At 56.4% G+C, this 16,109-nt stretch carries 18 protein-coding genes and 1 pseudogene; 11 read left to right on the top strand and 8 right to left on the bottom strand.

Features of this window, described 5'->3' with window-relative positions; translation table 11 throughout:
• Both Q1B13_RS14340 and Q1B13_RS14335 read right to left on the bottom strand, forming a co-directional pair.
• A pseudogene (locus tag Q1B13_RS14340) lies at window positions 1–225 on the bottom strand (hypothetical protein); the annotation flags it as partial.
• Window positions 226–279: 54 nt separating this feature from the next.
• Window positions 280–993, bottom strand: coding sequence for a uroporphyrinogen-III synthase (locus Q1B13_RS14335; RefSeq protein ID WP_299081041.1), 714 nt, complete (start codon window positions 991–993; stop codon window positions 280–282).
• A gap of 98 nt (window positions 994–1,091) precedes the next feature.
• Here Q1B13_RS14335 and tsaD point away from each other — a divergent pair, with 98 nt between their 5' ends.
• The 4 genes from tsaD to Q1B13_RS14315 are packed head-to-tail and all read left to right on the top strand — an operon-like array spanning window position 1,092 to window position 3,838.
• Window positions 1,092–2,189 (top strand): tRNA (adenosine(37)-N6)-threonylcarbamoyltransferase complex transferase subunit TsaD, encoded by a 1,098-nt coding sequence (gene tsaD / locus Q1B13_RS14330; protein WP_299081043.1) that lies wholly within the window; start codon window positions 1,092–1,094, stop codon window positions 2,187–2,189.
• Entirely contained in the window at window positions 2,186–3,145 is a 960-nt protein-coding gene (locus tag Q1B13_RS14325) for an NAD(P)H-dependent glycerol-3-phosphate dehydrogenase (RefSeq protein ID WP_299081047.1), read from the top strand. Before tsaD ends, Q1B13_RS14325 begins: the two co-directional genes overlap by 4 nt.
• A gap of 1 nt (window position 3,146) precedes the next feature.
• Window positions 3,147–3,416 carry a YciI family protein gene (locus Q1B13_RS14320; RefSeq protein ID WP_299081050.1) on the top strand — a complete coding sequence of 90 codons (270 nt, stop codon included), beginning with the start codon at window positions 3,147–3,149 and terminating at the stop codon, window positions 3,414–3,416.
• On the top strand, window positions 3,416–3,838 hold the full coding sequence (locus tag Q1B13_RS14315) for an EVE domain-containing protein (protein ID WP_299081053.1): 423 nt from the start codon (window positions 3,416–3,418) through the stop codon (window positions 3,836–3,838). Before Q1B13_RS14320 ends, Q1B13_RS14315 begins: the two co-directional genes overlap by 1 nt.
• A gap of 215 nt (window positions 3,839–4,053) precedes the next feature.
• Here the strand turns inward: Q1B13_RS14315 and Q1B13_RS14310 are convergent, their stop codons facing one another.
• Window positions 4,054–4,395 (bottom strand): DUF2853 family protein, encoded by a 342-nt coding sequence (locus Q1B13_RS14310; protein ID WP_299081056.1) that lies wholly within the window; start codon window positions 4,393–4,395, stop codon window positions 4,054–4,056.
• Window positions 4,396–4,595: 200 nt separating this feature from the next.
• Here Q1B13_RS14310 and Q1B13_RS14305 point away from each other — a divergent pair, with 200 nt between their 5' ends.
• Window positions 4,596–5,243 carry a DUF899 family protein gene (locus Q1B13_RS14305; RefSeq protein WP_299081059.1) on the top strand — a complete coding sequence of 216 codons (648 nt, stop codon included), beginning with the start codon at window positions 4,596–4,598 and terminating at the stop codon, window positions 5,241–5,243.
• A gap of 59 nt (window positions 5,244–5,302) precedes the next feature.
• Here Q1B13_RS14305 and ahcY read toward each other — a convergent pair whose 3' ends face one another.
• Together ahcY and Q1B13_RS14295 are read right to left on the bottom strand one after the other, a co-directional pair.
• A complete protein-coding gene (gene ahcY / locus Q1B13_RS14300) occupies window positions 5,303–6,691 on the bottom strand; it encodes an adenosylhomocysteinase (protein WP_299081062.1) in 1,389 nt (462 codons plus the stop codon).
• Between the two features lie 102 nt (window positions 6,692–6,793).
• Window positions 6,794–7,108, bottom strand: coding sequence for a hypothetical protein (locus tag Q1B13_RS14295; RefSeq protein ID WP_298937883.1), 315 nt, complete (start codon window positions 7,106–7,108; stop codon window positions 6,794–6,796).
• A gap of 208 nt (window positions 7,109–7,316) precedes the next feature.
• Between Q1B13_RS14295 and Q1B13_RS14290 the strand changes: the two genes are divergently transcribed.
• The 4 genes from Q1B13_RS14290 (at window position 7,317) to Q1B13_RS14280 (ending at window position 9,505) form a co-directional block, all read left to right on the top strand.
• The gene (locus Q1B13_RS14290) at window positions 7,317–7,910 is read left to right on the top strand and encodes an HD family hydrolase (RefSeq protein ID WP_299081064.1); all 594 of its coding nucleotides are present in this window, start codon (window positions 7,317–7,319) and stop codon (window positions 7,908–7,910) included.
• Window positions 7,911–8,005: 95 nt separating this feature from the next.
• Entirely contained in the window at window positions 8,006–8,377 is a 372-nt protein-coding gene (locus tag Q1B13_RS14285; RefSeq protein WP_298937881.1) for a hypothetical protein, read from the top strand.
• A 33-nt stretch (window positions 8,378–8,410) separates the two neighbouring features.
• On the top strand, window positions 8,411–8,656 hold the full coding sequence (locus Q1B13_RS27015) for a DUF4926 domain-containing protein (RefSeq protein WP_367180706.1): 246 nt from the start codon (window positions 8,411–8,413) through the stop codon (window positions 8,654–8,656).
• Between the two features lie 207 nt (window positions 8,657–8,863).
• The gene (locus Q1B13_RS14280) at window positions 8,864–9,505 is read left to right on the top strand and encodes a DUF2927 domain-containing protein (RefSeq protein WP_299799854.1); all 642 of its coding nucleotides are present in this window, start codon (window positions 8,864–8,866) and stop codon (window positions 9,503–9,505) included.
• Between the two features lie 187 nt (window positions 9,506–9,692).
• Here Q1B13_RS14280 and mutT read toward each other — a convergent pair whose 3' ends face one another.
• Genes mutT through Q1B13_RS14265 form a run of 3 tightly spaced genes read right to left on the bottom strand, consistent with a single transcriptional unit; the run spans window position 9,693 to window position 12,168 of the window.
• Window positions 9,693–10,091 (bottom strand): 8-oxo-dGTP diphosphatase MutT, encoded by a 399-nt coding sequence (gene mutT / locus Q1B13_RS14275; RefSeq protein WP_120633087.1) that lies wholly within the window; start codon window positions 10,089–10,091, stop codon window positions 9,693–9,695.
• The gene (gene argJ, locus Q1B13_RS14270; RefSeq protein WP_299081069.1) at window positions 10,088–11,314 is read right to left on the bottom strand and encodes a bifunctional glutamate N-acetyltransferase/amino-acid acetyltransferase ArgJ; all 1,227 of its coding nucleotides are present in this window, start codon (window positions 11,312–11,314) and stop codon (window positions 10,088–10,090) included. Before argJ ends, mutT begins: the two co-directional genes overlap by 4 nt.
• A 5-nt stretch (window positions 11,315–11,319) precedes the next feature.
• A complete protein-coding gene (locus Q1B13_RS14265; protein WP_299081072.1) occupies window positions 11,320–12,168 on the bottom strand; it encodes a peptidylprolyl isomerase in 849 nt (282 codons plus the stop codon).
• Between the two features lie 176 nt (window positions 12,169–12,344).
• Between Q1B13_RS14265 and secA the strand changes: the two genes are divergently transcribed.
• Window positions 12,345–15,062, top strand: coding sequence for a preprotein translocase subunit SecA (gene secA / locus Q1B13_RS14260; RefSeq protein ID WP_299081074.1), 2,718 nt, complete (start codon window positions 12,345–12,347; stop codon window positions 15,060–15,062).
• A gap of 101 nt (window positions 15,063–15,163) precedes the next feature.
• Complete coding sequence (locus Q1B13_RS14255) at window positions 15,164–16,093, top strand: hypothetical protein (RefSeq protein WP_299081077.1); 930 nt, start codon at window positions 15,164–15,166, stop codon at window positions 16,091–16,093.
• Window positions 16,094–16,109: the final 16 nt, after the last annotated feature.

Below are 16,109 nucleotides of genomic sequence, written 5' to 3'. Positions count from 1 at the left end.
TTCGGCTTCGGCTTCGGCTTCGGCTTCGGCTTCGGCTTCGGCTTCGGCTTCGGCTTCGGCTTCGGCTTCGGCTTCGGCTTCGGAAGTCAGCTCTTGCTCGGCGTCAGCCGGGTCAAGACTTGTATCTTCGGGTTCAACGTTGGATTCGGCATCCGTATTCTCGGCCACAACATCCGATTTAGGCTCTTCCACCGGCTCCTGATCGGTTTTTTTCTTAGCAGCCACCGTCAAATTCCCCTTATCGAATCCAAAATCACCAAAACTGAAGACTGTGCCAAGTTAGTCCGCACCCGGCTCACCCTCAACCCGCATCGCATGTTTCACAAGCTTTTTGACGGCTTTACGCATTTTCTTGGGTGTCGGCTCTTTCGTAACCTTCATTCGCTCATATCCCAATTTTTTAAGGGGTTCAGCCGTTGCTTCGCTAATGGCGGCAAGCAGCAATGGGGCTGGTCCGTCCCAAACGTCGGCAAATTGTCGCGCGGTGCGGGGCGAGAAAATCGGCGCGATAACAGTATTTTCCCCTGCCGCGGCACCAAGGGCTTCATCGGTCAAGGGCAATAGACGCTGTTGATAGATCGGCTGCTCCAGCGTGGTTACGCCCAGCTCAGTCAGTCTTTCAGCGACATTGCCGCGGCTGTGTTCGCCGCGCAGATGCAACAACGGGCTATTCGGCCTGATTTGTAACAACGCCGCCACCAGCTCTTCCGCCGTTCCACCAGCCATATGCGCCTGCCAGCCGGCCCTGTTGGCGGTGTCTGTGGTGGTCGACCCGACGCAATATGCAGGCAGATCGCGGGTGACACCCAGCGAGACCGCCGCGTTCACGCCATTGGCTGATGAGAATATCAAGCCTCGCATGCCGTGTGTCACCACCTGCGTGGCCAACGGTCTGATGTCCAGCAAGGGCGAATGGATGACCGTAACCCGTGATCTGGTGCGGGTCGGCAGGTGCGCGACAAACCTTTCCGAGGCGGCGCGAGGGCGGGTCATCAACAAATACAATGGGCGGCGCCTTCGGCCTTGAGGATTGTTTGCGTCCGCGCAGGGTGTTACCCCGCTTGGCAATCATGATGCAACGGATCAGGCCTATGGTGCAAACACTTACCGTCCTTGGATTGGAGAGCAGCTGCGATGACACAGCGGCCGCAATCGTGCGCCAAACCGAGGGAGCGCAGGCCGAGATTCTGTCCTCGATCGTTCATGGCCAGACCGAGTTGCACAGCGCATTTGGCGGTGTCGTTCCCGAAATCGCAGCGCGGGCGCATGCGGAAAAGCTAGATGTCTGTGTGGTACAGGCGCTCGAAAAGGCTGACATGGCCCTCAGCGACATCGACGCCATAGCCGTGACCGCCGGGCCGGGGCTGATCGGCGGGGTCATTTCCGGTGTGATGTGCGCAAAAGGGCTGAGCGCAGCGACGGGACTGCCGCTGATCGGCGTCAATCATCTGGCTGGTCACGCGCTGACGCCGCGTCTGACCGACGGAATCGCCTTTCCTTATCTGATGTTGCTCGTCTCTGGCGGGCACTGCCAATACCTGATTGCGCACAGCCCCGAAGACTTCACCCGATTGGGTGGGACGATTGACGATGCGCCCGGTGAAGCCTTCGACAAAACCGCGCGCCTTCTGGGTTTGCCGCAACCCGGCGGACCTTCCGTCGAAGCTGAGGCGAAGTTGGGCGATCCCAAGCGGTTCCGATTTCCGCGCCCACTACTGGATCGCCCAGGATGTGATCTGTCATTTTCCGGCCTGAAAACCGCGCTGATGCGGACACGAGATCAGATTGTCGCCGAAAAGGGCGGGTTGACCCGACAGGATCGGGCCGATCTGTGCGCTGGGTTTCAACAAGCTGTTGTCGACACGCTGGCCGAAAAAACCCGCCGGGCTATCGCCCTTTATCTTCAACAAGATCCGGATGACCCGGTCGTCGCCGTCGCAGGAGGGGTCGCTGCAAACTCAGCCATACGAACCGTGTTAGAGACGGTTTGTGCTGAGTTTGGCGCACACTTCACCGCGCCGCCACTTGCCTTGTGCACCGACAACGCAGCGATGATCGCCTATGCGGGTCTTGAGCGGTTTCGCGGCGGTGCCAGCGATGGGTTGGATCTGATGGCCCGACCGCGCTGGCCGCTGGACCAATCCAGCCCTGCCATGCTGGGCAGCGGCAAAAAAGGCGCAAAGGCATGAGCGTATCGATCCTTGGCGCAGGTGCGTTTGGCACGGCTTTAGCCATCTCACTGGCCCATAAAGGGCCTGTTACACTGTGGTCTCGTGACGCCGAGCAGACCAGGCGCATGCAGGAGGCGCGCAAAAACACCCGCCTTCCCGGTGTTGCCTTGCCCACCGAAATCAACGCCACCTCTGATATCGATCACGCGGCACAAGGCGATGTCCTGCTTTTGGCTGTTCCGATGCAGCAGCTTCGCTCGGTTCTGACCCGATATGCGTCCGCGTTGGGGGGCAAAACGCTGGTCGCGTGTTGCAAGGGCATTGAATTGGCATCGGGAATGGGGCCGGTTTCGGTCATTGCGCAGACGATCCCCGAAGCGCGACCTGCTTTGTTGACCGGCCCAAGCTTTGCTGATGATATTGCCCGGGGTCTTCCGACGGCCCTTACGCTTGCATGCTCCGAAGCCGGACTGGGGCACGCCCTGCAAAACGAACTCACCACCGCCAATCTGCGCCTTTACCGCACCACCGATACCGTTGGGGCAGAGCTGGGTGGCGCGTTGAAGAATGTGATGGCGATAGGCTGCGGTGCGAGCATTGGTGCGGGCCTTGGCGACAGCGCCCGTGCAGCGCTTATCACCCGTGGCTTTGCCGAAATGCAGCGCTTTGCTGCCCTGCGCGGCGGTCAGCCAGAAACACTGATGGGGTTGTCAGGGCTGGGTGATCTTGTGCTGACCTGCTCATCCGACTTGTCGCGCAACTACCGGTATGGCCTGTCCCTTGGGCAAAAACAGACATTTGATACATCGACCACCGTTGAAGGCGTCGCGACGGCGCGGGCTGTGGCCGACATTGCCGCCGCTGAAGGGCTGGACATGCCAATCAGCACAACAGTGGCGGAACTCAGCAGTGGCGCCTACAGTGTGACCGAGGCGATTCAATCGCTGCTCAATCGCCCACTCAAGGAGGAATAATATGCTGATCGCCCTGATCGCCCGCGACAAGGCCGGCGCCCTGCAAACCCGATTGGACAACCGGTCTGCCCATCTGGCCTATATCGAAGAAACCGGAGTCGTTGCGCAAGCTGGTCCCCTGCTGGATGGTGATGCAATGACCGGCTCGCTGATTGTTCTTGATGTGGATGATCTGGCCGCAGCGCAACTCTGGGCGGACAATGACCCCTACGCCAAGGCTGGCTTGTTTGACTCGGTCGAACTGATTGCGTGGAAGAAGGTGGTTGGCTGATGGCGTATTGGTTGTTCAAATCCGAACCTTCGACCTGGAGCTGGGATCAGCAAGTTGCCAAAGGCGACGTCGGCGAGGAATGGGACGGCGTGCGCAACTATCAGGCGCGCAATTTCATGCGCCAGATGAACGTAGGGGACCGGGGGTTTTTCTACCATTCCCAGAAAGACAAAGCGATCGTCGGAATTGTCGAGGTTTGTGCCGAAGCCCATCCAGACAGCACCACAGATGACGAACGTTGGGAATGCGTGGACATCAAAGCCATACGCCCTTTCACAGCTGCCGTGACGCTGGATCAGATCAAAGCAGATGAGCGTTTGTCTGAAATGGTTTTGGTCAGAAACTCGCGCCTGTCCGTTCAGCCTGTCAGCGACGCAGAGTGGGTGATTGTCTGTGGGATTGGGCAAACACAGGCGGATTGAAAAAGGGAAGGCCCTGACGACGCAGAACCTTCCCTACCCCACGTGCTCCCTACTCACCACACGTGTATAGAATATGCTGGTTCTGACCGTCCTGGTCACAACCTGACCTTACCCGGTTCACCGTGCCTCGTTCAAACTGCAAGTGCTTAAACTAAAGCTAAAATACAAAACACCCGCCGGCGACCGACGGGTGCTTCCTTAGGGTTGAAACGAGATTAACTGTAGACCGACTCTTTGCCGAAATGCTTGATCAGCATGTAGTAAACGACGGCGCGATACTTGTTGCGCTCTGACATGCCATAGGTTTCCATGGCTTTTTTGATTGCTGCCATAAGTTCGGGCCCATCGGACAGCCCCAGTTTTTTGATGAGGAAGTTGTTCTTGACGGTTTCCAGCTCCGACTCCTGGCTCGCCGCGACGGTCGCCGCGTCCGCATTGTAGATGGCCGGACCGCATCCGATTGTAACCTTGGTCAGCAGGTCCATATCCGCGGTCATGCCACATTTTTTTTTCAAATCTTCAGCATATTTGGCGATAAGTTCGTCGCGTTTACCCATAAATCACTCTCCCTGTTTGCAGTCTTGGCTGCGTTTTTGAAATTCCTGAAAAGGTGCCAGCAGGTTAAACAGAAGAGATCTTCAGACAAAGGGAAAAATTTCCGTCATTCCCCGTAAGCAAAGCCTAGCCGGAACCTAGGTTGATTTTTGGCATGTTATTAATTAACTTAAATGTTAAATTATAAAATCAGGAGAGGACCATGACCGTTTCCCTGCCAAATGAAAGCCCCGAATATAGGACCGCTCGCAACAGCCTGCTTGCAGCCGAAGCAGATCTGAGGGCACAGATCGAAAACGTCGCCAACCTGCGGCGTGATCTACCCAAAGGCGGTAGGGTTCCGCATGACTTTGAGTTTCGCACTCTGCAAGGAGGTGCGGCATCGATGTCATCTCTGTTTGGATCACACGATACGCTGGCTATCTACTCACTGATGTACGGGTCGCAAGCGGAATCGCCCTGCCCCATGTGTTCAGCCTTTCTGGACGGGTTGAACGGCCAGATTGCGCATCTTTCAAGAAAAATCGCCTTTGCAGTTGTCGCAGAAAACACGCCCGAGAAGCTGACCAATCTCAAAACCCAGATGGGCTGGACAGAGCTGCCTCTTTTTTCTGCTCTCGGAACAGATTATCAGCGCGACTACCTAGCCGAGGCGGAAGACGGAAGCCAACTTCCGATCTTGAATGTTTTTCAACGGGATGAGCACGGTATCCATCACTTTTGGAGCTCTGAGTTGTTTTTTCAACCCAGCGACTGGCACCCGCGTCATGTAGATGCCGCATGGCCGCTTTGGAACATTCTGGATTTTACGCCTCAAGGTCGCGGAGATTTCATCCCGCCCCTGCGCTGATATCCAAAGAAAAACGGCGGCCAATCTGGCCGCCGTCTCAAACATGATTTGCCAAGAAATCAGTAACGATAATGCTCGGGCTTGTAGGGGCCTTCGGGCTTCACGCCGATATAAGCGGCTTGCTCGCTGTCCATCTGGGTCAGTTTCACGCCGATGCGGTCCAGATGCAGGCGCGCGACCTTCTCGTCCAGATGCTTGGGCAGGATGTAGACGTCGTTTTTGTACTCATCACCCTTGGTGAACAGCTCGATCTGAGCCAGAACCTGGTTGGTGAAAGAGGCCGACATCACAAAGGACGGGTGGCCTGTGGCGTTGCCCAGGTTCAACAAGCGACCTTCGGACAACAGGATCATGCGGTTGCCCGAAGGCATCTCGATCATGTCGACCTGTTCCTTGATATTGGTCCATTTGTGGTTTTTCAGGTTGGCCACCTGAATTTCATTGTCGAAGTGACCAATGTTGCCAACGATGGCCATGTCCTTCATCTCGCGCATATGCTCGATGCGGATCACGTCCTTGTTGCCTGTGGTGGTGATGAAGATGTCAGCGCTTGCGACTTCGTCTTCCAGAATCACAACTTCGAACCCGTCCATAGCAGCCTGAAGCGCGCAGATCGGGTCAACTTCGGTCACTTTCACACGGGCACCCGCGCCGCGCAGCGAAGCGGCCGATCCTTTGCCCACATCCCCATAACCACAAACCACGGCGACCTTACCGGCCATCATAGTGTCGGTGGCGCGGCGGATGCCGTCGACCAGCGACTCCTTACAGCCGTATTTGTTGTCGAATTTCGACTTGGTTACCGAATCGTTCACGTTGATTGCCGGGAACGGCAGCTGGCCTTCTTTGACCAGTTGATACAGGCGGTTCACACCGGTGGTGGTTTCTTCGGAGACACCTTGAATCTGACCACGCATCTTGGTGAACCAGCCAGGCGATGCCGCCATACGTTTGGCGATCTGCTTCTTGATGGCTTCTTCTTCTTCCGAACCCGGAACCGGGATGATGTCTTCACCCGCTTCGGCACGCGCACCCAGAAGGATGTACAGCGTCGCATCGCCGCCATCGTCCAGGATCATGTTGGGGCCGTCTTCGAACAGGAAGGATTTGTCCAGATAATCCCAATGCTCTTCCAGCGTCTGACCCTTGATCGCAAAGACCGGCACACCTGCCGCTGCAATCGCCGCTGCCGCGTGGTCCTGGGTAGAGAAGATGTTGCAAGACGCCCAGCGCACATCCGCGCCCAGCGCAACCAGCGTTTCGATCAGAACGGCTGTCTGGATCGTCATATGCAACGAACCAACGATGCGCGCGCCTTTCAACGGTTTACTTTCACCGTATTCTGCGCGCAGGGACATCAGGCCCGGCATCTCTGTTTCGGCAATATCCAGTTCCTTGCGGCCGAACTCGGCCAGCGAAATGTCCTTAACGATATAGTCCCCGGCCATCAGGTTCTCCACTCCGGTAAATAATTGTCCGGGCTGCCCCTAGCACTCCTTGGGGCAGGTGGCAACGTGGTAGACTGGAAACGAGCGATGGTGCCGTTAAATTTAGCTGGGTGTCCCCTCAGCCTTGATCTTGGGGATCGCTTCAAAAAAATCCGTGCCAACGGCAACAATACAGCTCAGGCCGTTCGCGTGGGTCACCAGAACGGTGTAACTTCCCGTTTCCTTCGAGGTCCAGACCTCCATGACCGATTGTGCGCCACGTGATTTCTGCAAACCGCCAAAGACCAGTTCTTCCGCGTAGCTGTCCTGCAGCTTGGTAATCACATGCTCGCGCTCTGCACAATTCTGGGCAAAGGCGGGCGGGGCCGTAGCGGCCATTCCAAATGTCAGGGCAATTGCAAACAAACGCTTGAACATGACAAGCTCCTTTCGATACGAGTTTCGTTTCGAGAGGGGCACACACTGGGAGGAGTATGCACCCCCCTCAGTCCATAATATCGGGATCGTATCGCGCCGTTTCAAAGCACGAATGCTCAAGAAAAAGTTGGCAGCAAGTGATCCAGACAGGTACATCCTACCACAAAAGGGCGTATTTAATGTGTCCGACTTCACAAGGCATGGCATAATGGCAACACAACCCAGAGCGTGGCAGAGGATGCTGTCAGGCCGCAGGCTGGACCTGCTGGACCCAACCCCGGTGGATATTGAGATCGAAGATATCGCCCACGGGCTGGCTTTTGTCGCCCGCTGGAACGGGCAAACACAAGGGGACTTTGCCTATTCCGTGGCCGAGCACTCCTTGCTGGTCGAAGAGCTTTTTGGCCGGATTGCACCCAAAACCTCAATAAAATGGCGGCTCGCGGCCTTGTTACACGACGCGCCGGAATATGTGATCGGCGATATGATCTCTCCGGTGAAATCCGCCGTAGGACCAGGGTACGGAGCGCTGGATGACCGGCTGGCGGCGGCCATTCACATCCGGTTTGGCCTACCCGCCGCAGTTCCCGCCACGGTGAAACGCCAGATCAAAAAAGCCGACAAGATCAGCGCCTGGATGGAGGCGACGCAAATCGCCGGATTCTCTGAGACAGAGGCCAGCAAGTTCTTTGGTCGCCCAGACAAGGCGGTTATGGACGGGTTAAAGATCAGGCTACGCCCGCCGGTAGAGGTGCGGCAAGCGTATACGCAGCGGCATTTGGAGCTGATATCGTCGCTATGAATTGGTCGGGTTTATCAAACGTCCGCCGCGAGCCCAAACCGACGATGCAACTACAGTCCCTTGCTTATACCAATCTCACAAGTTAGTGCTCTCACATGTTCCAAGTCCATTACCACGAAGAGCTCATTGGCACTTCGGCACTAGAGGATGGTGACCCGCCGATGGGCTGCGCCGAAGGTGTATTCGTTGCCGAAGAAGGCTTCGCAGATTTCCGAGTGGCCGTTGCGCCGCAACGGGACGATGATCCAGCCATAAGCCGTTGGATTGGATTATCAGTGCGAACCAAGGATGGTGACGAAATTGAGTGCTCAGACGCTGTTCTGTTCGAGTATAAACTTGGCGACCACAAAGAACTCCGGATTGATGTTATAGGAATTCCGCACCCTCATTACGAAGAGTTGTTCCCGGATCGCTATGCTGCCTATGAGCTGAGTCTAAGTAAGGGAAATTCCCGAACTCGTGAATGAAATCAATGACTGCTGCGAACCCTTTGCAGACGCGTGAGTTGGCAAGTAAACTCAACGCGAAGTCTCGAAGTCGTTGGGGGGGAAGTGAAGGAACTTGATGTTGTCTCTTTGAGGAGTGGTCGGGCTGGCGTCGCTGTGGGTTCGCACGGCACAATTGTGCACGAGAATGTAGACGGAAAGATATTCATCGTGGAATTCAGTGATGCGAACGGACGTACAGTCGCTCTCGAAGACTTGGCTCGCGAGGAACTGGAGCTGATTTCAGAGTTTAAGCCTTAGACGTCCGATTTGAGCCCAAATTGACTTATACTTAGCTTTGTCATTTAAGACAGTTGCTGCACTTCCTTCCGTTAACTTGACGAAATTGGAGTGTGGTGCGCATGTCCTTCCTAGATTTGGAGCCGCTCAAATCCAAATGCAATCAGAGAAAGACAGTCTCCACCCATGACACACTCTCGTTCTCTAGGGCTCATCTTTGCATTTGTCGTGTTTTTTTCTGTTGTACCGGCCTCACTACTAAACGCGGGCGCAGACTTCGAGCACCTCTATCAGAAAGCAACGGATGCGCCACGCGAGTGGGAGCAATTCGCGTCAGTTCCGGTTTTCAGGTGGGAACAACCTGTGCTCGAGATATCGTTTCATGTTTCGGGACCAGCTCCCGCCGAGATGCTTAAGTCTATGAATGACGAGTTTGACGCCGATGCCAATTTCCTGGCTGAAAAGGCAAAAAAAACACTCAATTTGTCGCTCTGGAGTAAGGGGGATCAAGAACCCGAAATAGTAGTTTTCATAGGAACTCGTAAGTCACTTTGGAATTTGGTTGGTTATGTCGACGAGACACTAGAGACCGAGTTCGCCAAGGACCTTGTTGGCATACGTGAACGTGGCGAGTCTTTCTGCAGTTCATCGCTTCAGAAGACAAGTTCCGGGACAATTAAGCGGGCGGTGATTTTGGTCGATCGCGACGAACGGCCCAACTATTGCCTGCGTCGAAACCTGATACTCTCGTTCGGTCTGGTCGGTTCCCTTGACAATGGAAAGGCGTCCATACTGGCGTTAGATCAGATGGAAGAATTCTACACACCACTGGATGGGTTATTGCTTGAGCGGCTATACGCCACAGACTGACATTTTCCAGAGCTGAAAAGGCGGCTTTGTCCGCATTGCGGACATCCGCCTCGCAGCGAACGACCAGAATGTCCCTCTCCCCGGTCGGTCGGGCTCTCGGATTCGAGTGGTTCGCTAGAGCCACGACTGCCTGGAGTGCGGCATGGCCTCATTCAGAAGACGCCGCAAAGGCCCGAAATTCGGACGATCATAACCAGTCGCGCAGGATCGGGATCAGCGGAACATCCGCCGCGGGCATGGGGTAACTGCGCAGCTCATTGGCACGGACCCATTTCAGGGATTGCCCTTCTTTTGACTGCGGGATGCCGTCCCATTTGCGGCAAGCGAACAGCGGCATTAGCAGGTGGAAATCGTCGTAGCTGTGGCTGGCGAAGGTCAGCGGGGCGAGGCACGATGCCCAGGTATCAATACCCAGCTCTTCCTGTAGCTCACGGATCAAGGCGGCCTCGGGGGTTTCACCGGGTTCGATCTTACCGCCCGGAAACTCCCACAGGCCGGCCATGGATTTACCCTCGGGCCGTTGCGCCAGCAGCACGCGGCCCTCGATATCGATCAGGGCGACGGCAGACACTAATATGGTTTTCACGAGCGATAATCCGCGTTGATCTCGATATAGCCGTGGGTCAGGTCACAGGTCCAAACGGTCGATTTTCCGTCGCCCAGACCCAGATCAACGGCAATCACCAGATCTTGATCTTTCATATAGGCGGCGGCGGCGTCTTCGCGGTAGTCTGGACTGACCCAGCCCTTTTCGGCCACCAGAATATCGCCAAAGGAAATGCTAAGCAGGTCACGATCTGCCGCAGCACCCGATTTGCCGATGGCCATGACGACGCGGCCCCAGTTCGGATCCTCGCCCGCAATGGCGGTTTTCACCAACGGAGAGTTGGCGATGGCCAGCCCGTGTACTTTGGCGTCGGCATCCGAGACGGCCCCAGTCACACGAATTTCCACGAATTTAGTCGCGCCTTCGCCGTCACGCACCACTTGCTGTGCGAGATCCAGCATGACGGATTCCAGTGCATTGGCGAATGACCCGTTGCCAGTTGCATCCACTCCGGACGCGCCTGTTGCACACAGTAACAGGGTGTCGGACGTCGAGGTGTCGCTGTCCACGGTAATGCAGTTGAATGTCCGGCCCGTCTGGGCATCCAGCAACTGCTGCAACGCCGATTGTTCGACTTGAGCGTCGGTGAAGATGTAGACCAACATCGTCGCCATATCAGGCGCGATCATGCCGGACCCTTTGGCAATCCCCGCAATAGCGACTGTTTTGCCGTCAATCTCGACCTGAGCGCTGGCCCCTTTCGGGAAAGTGTCAGTTGTCATGATGGCCCGCGCGGCGTCTTCCACTGCATGCCTGCTGAGCCCGGACTTCAACGTCTCTAGCTGCGATACGATCCGCTCATGTGGCAACGGTTCGCCAATCACGCCCGTAGACGAAGTGAAAACCCGTTCGACGGCAACGCCCGTCGCGGTGGACACGGCCTGAGTCACTTCGGAGACCGAGGTCTGGCCGTAGTGACCAGTAAAAGCGTTGGCGTTGCCGGAATTGACCAATATCGCTGCGGGCCCGTCATTGGGCCCGCCGATCTTTTCCTGACAATCCAGCACAGGCGCGGCGCGGGTGGCCGACCGGGTGAACACCCCGGCCACCGAAGTACCGGGGTCCAGAACCGCCAGCATGACATCCGTGCGCCCCTGATAACGCACGCCCGCCTCAACCGTGGCAAAACGTACCCCGTCAATGGCGGGCAAATCCGGGAAGGCCGCTGGCGCCAGCGGCGACACCTTAGTGATCGTGGCCAAGGGGGTTACTCCTGAATCAGGTCCAGTTGGCGCAGGACTTCCGGCCCGACCCCTTCAAGTGCAGGGCGTTCGATCTGCGCTTGTTGCGTCAATTCGTCGATACGCGCCTGAATCGCCTCTTGCTGGATGGTCTGAACCAATTCCTCCCGCACGGCGTCCAGTTCAGGGGCTTGGGTTTTGCGCGTGTCATTCAAGACAACAAGATGCCAGCCAAACTGCGTTTGAACCGGGTCCGAGACCTGACCCTTTTCAAGCTCAAGCACGGCCGCCTCGAATTCTGGTACCATCTGGCCCTTGCCGAACCAACCCAATGCACCACCACTTGGTCCAGACGGACCAGTCGACTTCTCGCGCGCCAACTCGGCAAAATCTGCACCATCATCCAATTGCGCCTTGATGGCTTTGGCTTCGTCTTCGGTTTCGACCAGAATGTGGCTGGCGTCGTATTCGTCTTCACCATCAAATTCGGAAAATTGCGCATCATATGCCGCCTGAACCGCCTCATCCGTCGCGACCGCATCCGTCAAGGCATCAACCGTTTGCACTGCGCTCAAGGAACGGGTTTCGTTTTCCAGCGTCAGAGCATGGAGCTTGGACAAGCCATCTTGCTCCTGACCAAGCAGTTGCTGCTGAATGAGCTGTTCGAGAATGAAGTCAAACAGCACATCGTCTTCAGCCTGCTGGTATTGCGGCGGCAATGTCGACGCGGTTGCAATGACGTGACCCAATGTGATCTCATCCCCGTTGACCCGGGCAACGACGGTGCTGGCGTCAGGCTTGGTTTCTGCAGACAGCGGCAGCGCCATCACAGCCGCCAAGGCCAGCGATGGAAGAAAAGTGAGGCCTTTGGGCATGGAATCATCCTATATTCTGGCCGCGACGGGGCGTGGCGTTGACACTTCAGAACCTGCCGCTTACATCGCCTTGAAGCCTTTGACAGGACCATCTTTCATCCCAGCTATCTATGGGTTGCGCGCAAGGTGGGCAAGCCTGTCGCAACCAAGACAAGAAAAGATCCGCTGGAGTGAACATGCTGGGACTCGGAACGCTCGCCAAAAAGGTGTTCGGAACACCGAACGACCGCAAGATCAAGGCGACCCGCCCGCTGGTCGAACAGATCAACGCGCTGGAGCCAGAGTTCGAAAAGCTGCCGGATGAGGGTCTGATCGAGAAGACCGCCGAACTGCGCAAGCGTGCACTGGACGGCGAAAGCCTGGACGACCTGCTGCCTGAGGCCTTTGCCAATGTCCGCGAGGGCGCCAAGCGCGCGCTGGGCCTGCGTGCTTTCGACGTGCAGCTGATGGGCGGTGCGTTTCTGCATCAGGGCAATATCTCGGAAATGAAAACCGGTGAGGGCAAGACGCTGGTTGCGACCCTGCCTGCGTATCTGAACGCACTGACCGGCAAGGGCGTACACGTCGTCACGGTGAACGAATATCTGGCCAAGCGCGATTCAGAATGGATGGGCAAGGTGTTTGCCGCCGTTGGCATGACAACCGGCGTGATCTGGTCAGGCCAGCCCGATGCCGAGAAGCTGGCAGCCTATTCCTGCGACATCACTTATGCCACCAATAATGAGCTGGGTTTTGACTATCTGCGCGATAACATGAAGGCAGATTTGGATCAGGTGTACCAGAAGCACCATAATTTCGCGATCGTGGATGAGGTGGATTCGATCCTGATCGATGAAGCGCGAACCCCTCTGATCATCTCGGGCCCGTCCGAGGACCGCTCGGATCTATACACCGCCATTGATGCGCTGATCCCGTCGCTGAGCGATGATCACTTCACACTGGACGAAAAGTCCCGGAACGTGACCTTCACAGATGAAGGCAACGAGTTTCTGGAAAGCCAGTTGCTAGAGGCGGAGCTGATCCCCGAAGGGCATTCTCTTTACGATCCCGAAAGCACCACTGTGGTGCACCATGTCAATCAGGGTCTGCGGGCGCACAAGCTGTTCCAGCGGGACAAGGACTACATCGTCCGGGACGGCAACGTAGTTCTGATCGACGAATTCACCGGCCGGATGATGCCGGGCCGTCGTTTGTCCGAAGGTTTGCATCAGGCCATCGAAGCCAAGGAAAACGTGCAAATTCAGCCCGAAAACGTGACGCTAGCCAGCGTAACGTTCCAGAACTATTTCCGCCTTTATGACAAGCTGGGTGGAATGACGGGTACCGCGCTGACCGAAGCGGAAGAATTTGCCGAGATTTACGGTTTGGGCGTGGTAGAGGTTCCGACCAACAAACCCATCGCGCGCCTGGATGAAGACGATCAGGTTTATCGTACCGGTGGCGAGAAGTACGACGCGATGATCCAAGAAACCAAGAAGGCCACCGAAAAGGGCCAGCCTGTTCTTTTGGGCACAACATCGATTGAGAAATCCGAGTTGCTGAGCCAGCTGCTGACCAAGGAAGGTATCGAACACAACGTTCTGAACGCCCGCCAGCACGAACAAGAGGCCCAGATCGTCGCCGATGCGGGCCGTTATAGCGCGGTGACCATCGCTACCAACATGGCCGGTCGCGGCACTGACATTCAGCTGGGCGGCAATGTCGAAATGAAAGTGCTTCAGGCGTTGGCGGAAAACCCCGAAGCCGACCCAACCGAGCTGCGCGCAGCCGAAGAAGCGCGCCATGCCGAAGAAAAGCAGAAGGTACTTGAAGCGGGTGGCCTGTATGTGATGGCCTCCGAACGCCATGAGAGCCGCCGCATCGACAATCAGCTGCGCGGCCGTTCCGGTCGTCAGGGTGACCCGGGCCGCACTGTTTTCTACCTTAGCCTTGAAGATGATCTGATGCGTATTTTCGGCTCGGAACGTCTCGACAAAGTTCTGACCACACTGGGCATGAAAGAAGGTGAGGCGATTGTGCACCCCTGGGTGAACAAGTCTCTGGAACGTGCGCAGTCCAAGGTCGAAGGTCGCAACTTTGACATGCGCAAGAACGTACTGAAGTTCGACGACGTGATGAACGATCAGCGTAAGGTAATCTTCAGCCAGCGTCGCGAGATCATGTCGACCAACGATCTGTCCGAGATCGTATCGGATATGCGCGAACAGGTGATTGATGATCTGATTGACGAATACATGCCGCCCAAATCCTATGCAGATCAATGGGATACCGATGGCTTGTACGAGGCCATCAAGGACAAGCTGAGCATCGACGCCCCGGTTCAGGACTGGGCCGCAGAAGAAGGCGTCGATGATGAACAGGTGCGCGAGCGTTTAATCAAATCCGCCGACGAAATGATGGCGCAAAAAGCTGTCGCATTCGGGCCGGAAAACATGCGCAATATCGAAAAACAGGTGTTGCTGCAGACCATTGATGGCAAGTGGCGCGAGCATCTGTTGACGCTGGAGCATCTGCGCTCGGTTGTTGGTTTCCGCGGTTACGCCCAGCGCGATCCGCTGAACGAGTACAAAACGGAAAGCTTCCAGCTGTTCGAAGGTATGCTGGACAGTCTGCGCGAAACCGTAACGCAGCAGCTGTCACGCGTACGTCCTTTGACCGAAGAAGAGCAAAAGGAAATGCTTGCCCAGATGGCGGCCCAGCAAGCCCAGAACCAAAAGGCCGTGGATCAGGCCGCAAACCAGGCCGAAGCAGTGGCCGAAGCCGAAGCTTCAGGCGACCCGCTTCCTGGGTTTGTCGAGGACGACCCATCAACCTGGGGGAACCCGTCGCGCAACGACAAGTGCCCGTGTGGGTCAGGGAAGAAATTCAAGCATTGCCACGGCAGACTGACCTGACGTCACCCGCAGTCAAACACAATGAGTCCGCCTCGCGGCCACAAATTGGCCGTGATTATTAACGACGTTGCGACTCGCTCCTGACACGGGGGGAGAGTGAATTGTTCGTTGTACGGAACTATGTGACCATGTGCGGCACAGTCGCTTGTGCCTTAGGCATTGGCTATCTGATGCAAAATGGAACGTCCGCGCAGCCAAGCGGGGCGCAGGACAATGTGCCTGTCGCTTCGACTGCCGATCAAGCCTCAGTCCTTGCGGGCCTTGAAAGCATCGTCCTGACATCTTCATCACCGTCCGATGCAATCGCAGAACATACAAGCGTTGTGTCCACGACCACACGCAGTTTACCAGCCCCCACCCGAACTCAAAAAAACTGCGCCATGGGTGCTCGGGCCGTTGCAGTGCCCGGCGCCAAAGCACGACTGCGCTTAAAGGCCCCATGCCACCTGGAAAAACGGGTCGAAATTCATCACAGCGGGCTGACCGTCACCCAGATGACCGACAAAAACGGTGCACTGAACCTGACAATTCCGGCATTGTCAGAATATGCGATTTTCCTGATTTCCTTCGAAGATGAAACCGGGACTGTTGCGACAACCCATGTCCCGGACATTGCCGAGCATGAACGTGTCGTACTGCAATGGCGGGGCGAAACCGCGCTGCAGATTCACGCGTTGGAATTTGGTGCCAGTTACGGCGGCGAAGGCCATATCTGGGCGGACACGTCGGCCTACGGGGCGGGCAACGTCGTTAGCCTTGGCCATTCCGGGCTTGTTGATGCGCAAAATATCGAGGTTTATTCTTTCCCGGCAGGTCAGGCGGATCAATCCGGTACGATTGATCTGACCGTCGAAGCTGAAGTGACCGAGGCGAACTGCGGACAGACTCTGAGCGCGCAGTCACTGGAGCTGCGGGCAGACCGCCGCCTGCGGTCACGGGATTTGATACTGAATTTGCCGGATTGTTCGCAAGCTGGTGAGTTTATGGTGTTGAATAATCTGCTCCAAGACCTGAAAGTTGCGGCAAAGTAATCCGCAAGCAGGCTCG

It is taken from the genome of uncultured Ruegeria sp. (assembly GCF_947489545.1).
Lineage (GTDB): Bacteria > Pseudomonadota > Alphaproteobacteria > Rhodobacterales > Rhodobacteraceae > Ruegeria.
This window is presented reverse-complemented; position numbering and strand designations above follow the sequence as displayed.